Source organism: Bacillus sp. 05T31, assembly GCF_056396725.1.
The window spans coordinates 1-3,644 of the sequence record NZ_JBFTMA010000529.1; the positions used below are offsets into that span (position 1 = coordinate 1).

General features: G+C 34.5%; 1 protein-coding gene and 1 pseudogene. One reads left to right on the forward strand and one right to left on the reverse strand.

Annotation, left to right across the window (positions count from 1 at the left end; genetic code table 11):
• Positions 1-462: 462 nt before the first annotated feature.
• Positions 463-2,665: pseudogene (locus AC1DJR_RS23555) on the forward strand (S-layer homology domain-containing protein).
• 103 nt (positions 2,666-2,768) lie between these two features.
• Here the strand turns inward: AC1DJR_RS23555 and patB1 are convergent.
• On the reverse strand, positions 2,769-3,644 hold an 876-nt coding region (gene patB1, locus AC1DJR_RS23560; RefSeq protein WP_477003634.1), incomplete at its 5' end, for a secondary cell wall polysaccharide O-acetyltransferase PatB1.

Genomic DNA, 3,644 nt, shown 5'->3' on the forward strand with positions numbered 1-3,644 from the left:
AATTTAAGTCGAATGTAGTCTGAAAATTGCATTTATTGTAAAAAATATTTAGGTGATGAAGTGGAAATATGTGCTATAATTCCAATTGTGTATTCGATATGAAAAATATACGAAGCGCAGTGAGAGTGGTTTATAGGAAAACAGTTTATTCATTTCTATATTTTAGTATTATTAATATCTTAATAATACGATAAAAAGACTGAATTATCAGAATGTGTCGAATCTTCTTTTGAGAAAGTTCTTGATAACGAATAGTTTTGTATAGTATGATGAACTTGTTTCAAAAAATGGTATTTAAACCTTATATTTACATTTAACGGTTTGTATCATTTTATTATGTGAACTACTTTCCGCATAATATTTTGTATTTTTATTGTTTTATGGCTTTTTAAGTAACTAGTTTTCAAATTACATATGATATGAAACTAGTAGCACATAGTCCTGAAGGAGGAAAATTATAAAATGGCAAAGACTAACTCTTACAAAAAAGTAATCGCAGGTACAATGACAGCAGCAATGGTAGCAGGAATTGTATCTCCAGTAGCAGCAGCAGGTAAATCATTCCCGGATGTTCCAGCTGGTCATTGGGCAGAAGATTCTATTAATTATTTAGTAGAAAAAGGCGCAATTGTTGGTAAACCAGATGGTACATTTGGTCCAAATGAGACAATTGATCGTTCTTCTGCAGCTGTTATTTTCACTGAAATTTTAAATTTACCAGTTGATGAAAATGCTCAACCATCTTTTAAAGATGCTAAAAATACATGGGCTGCTAAATATATCGCAGCAGTTGAAAAAGCTGGGATTGTTAAAGGTGACGGCAAAGAAAACTTCTATCCAGAAGGAAAAATTGACCGCGCTTCTTTCGCTGCTATGTTAGTAAGAAGTAGCTCCAAATAAAGATCTTACTGTAAAAGTGAAAAATCAATCATTCGTAACGAAATTCGTATACGAAGTTAAAAAATTAGCAGTTGAAAAACTTACATTTGATGATGATCGTTCTGGTCAAGCAGTTGCCTTCAAATTAAACGATGAAAAAGGTAACGCTGATGTTGAGTACTTAAACTTAGCAAACCATGACGTCAAATTTGTAGCAAATAACTCAGATGGTTCACCAGCAGGAATCTTTGAGAATGGAGAGTCAACTTCTTCTACAGGTAAACTTGGTGTTGGTCTTCCACACGGTGACTATAAAGTAGAAGTACAAGTTACAAAACGCGGTGGTTTAACAGTGTCTAACACTGGTATTATTACAGTGAAAAACCTTGATACACCAGCTTCTGCAATTAAAAATACTGCATTTGCGGTAGATGCGGATAAAAATGGTGTCGTATACGGTAATAAACTTACTGGAAAAGACTTTAAGCTAAACAGCCAAACGTTAGTAGTTGGTGAAAAAGCACAAATCCATAATGTAGTTGCTACAATTGCTGGAGAAGATAAAGTAGTTGATCCAAACTCAATTAGCATTAAGTCTTCAAATCACGGTATTATCTCTGTAGTAAACAACTACATTACTGCTGAAGCTGCTGGTGAAGCTACACTTACTATTAAAGTAGGCGATGTAACGAAAGACGTTAAATTTAAAGTAACTACTGATTCTCGTACATTAAAATCAGTAAAAGCTAACCCAGACAAATTACAAGTTGTTCAAAATAAAACATTACCTGTTACATTCGTAACAACTGACCAATATGGCGATCCATTTGGTGCTAACACAGCTGCAATTAAAGAAGTTCTTCCGAAAACTGGTGTAGTTGCAGAAGGTGGATTAGATGTAGTAACGACTGATGCTGGTTCAATTGGTACAAAAACTGTTGGTATTACAGGTAACGAAGTAGGCGAAGGTACAGTTCACTTCCAAAACGGTAATGGCGATACTTTAGGTTCATTATATGTGAACGTAACAGAAGGTAACGTTGCATTCAGAAACTTAGAGCTTGTATCTAAAGTAGGTAACTACGGTGCATCACCTGATACAAAACTTGACTTAAATGCTGGAAATACAGTTGTGTACCAATTATCTAAATATACTTCAGACCGTGTATATTCTGATGCTGAGAACTTAGAAGGCTATAAAGTTGAGTCTAAAAACCCAGCTCTAGCTGATGTTAAAATCGAAGGCGATAAGATTATCGTGACAGCTAAAAAACCAGGTAAAGTTGACATTCACTTAACGAAAAATGAGGCAACTGCTGGTAAAGCGACAATCGAAATCGTTCAAGAGAAAATCGCTATTAAATCTGTAAACTTCAAACCAGTTCAAACAGAAAACTTCGTTGAGAAGAAAATTAACATCGGTACTGTGTTAGAACTTGAAGGAAGTAACAATGATGATATCGTAAAAGGTATTAACTTAACGAAAGAAACACAACATAAAGTACGTGTTGTAAAATCTGGTGACAACCAAGGTAAGCTTTATCTTGATACAAATGGCAATTCTCACTTCGATTTATTCGATCAAGAGCTTGGTCATGTAACAGTATCTCAAACAAGTGATTCTGTACTTCCAAACTTCAATGCGGACATCTACAATACTTTAACTACTAAGTACACTGACAAAGGTACATTAGTATTCAAAGTATTAGGTGAGAAGGATGTTCTAACAAGCGAAATCGGTTCACAAGCTGTACACGTGAACGTGCTTAACAACCCAAATCTATAAGTTGATTATAGATAGAGTGAAAAATCAGTGGGGATTTATCCCCACTGATTTTTTTCGTAAATATCGAAAAGAAACCTCTTGTAATTTTTACAAGAGGCTTCTTTTATTGTTTAAACTTAAACATMTCACCRCTCAARTTCGAATCACTATACACAAACAATACCATGTTAATRTTGTTGTCTTTAATGTATTGATATACATCCTTTTCGTGATAGTGACGAAGGTCGAGGATGGATGTGTGTTTGAAGCTTTGTGCTAAGTGAGGCACGATTGCGTTTGCGAATGAGTCTTTTAGGACTAAAGCTCGTACATCATTTGGTGCATTGTTATTTTTGATGACGATTTCTGGATAGTCATTTGCATAATAACCTGCGTATGATGTTGTATCATTTTGTTTTTCTACGCCGTATAGTTCATCTAATGTGCGATATACTGTGCCATTTACATCTTTTGCAGCTACGCTCGTAAAGTTGAAACCAGCTTTCGGTGTGTAGTAGCATAGTTTTTCTCCAGTCGCATCGATCAGTTGGTATAACTGGTTGTTAAAGCTTCCGACTAGATGTGTATTTGGAGCACACGTACGAGTGTAATCTTCTTTTTTTATTTCTTTTCCTTTATATATAGAAGATTGTTGCGCGATTGTGTTCATTATATATTGATAGCCTAAGAAGGCACCATCCATATTCCAGTGATGGTCTGTTTTRAAGTACATRCTTTGTATTTCTTCATTTKTATAGTTTTTCTTRAAATGTTCCATGAGTTTAATTGGCTTTACGTCYGCAGGAAGTTTATTTAGAAAGTAATTTAAATTTTCCTGTGCATATGTGTGAATATGAGAAGGTAATTTAAATGATAAWGCATTCGTTTTGGACGGTGGTAAAGCAAAGTAAAACTCAAYATTTTGTTCTTTTAAAAACTGAGATAAGTCGTTTACAGCTGGCATAGCTTGGTCAATCTCATTATATTTTGTAGTCCAAGC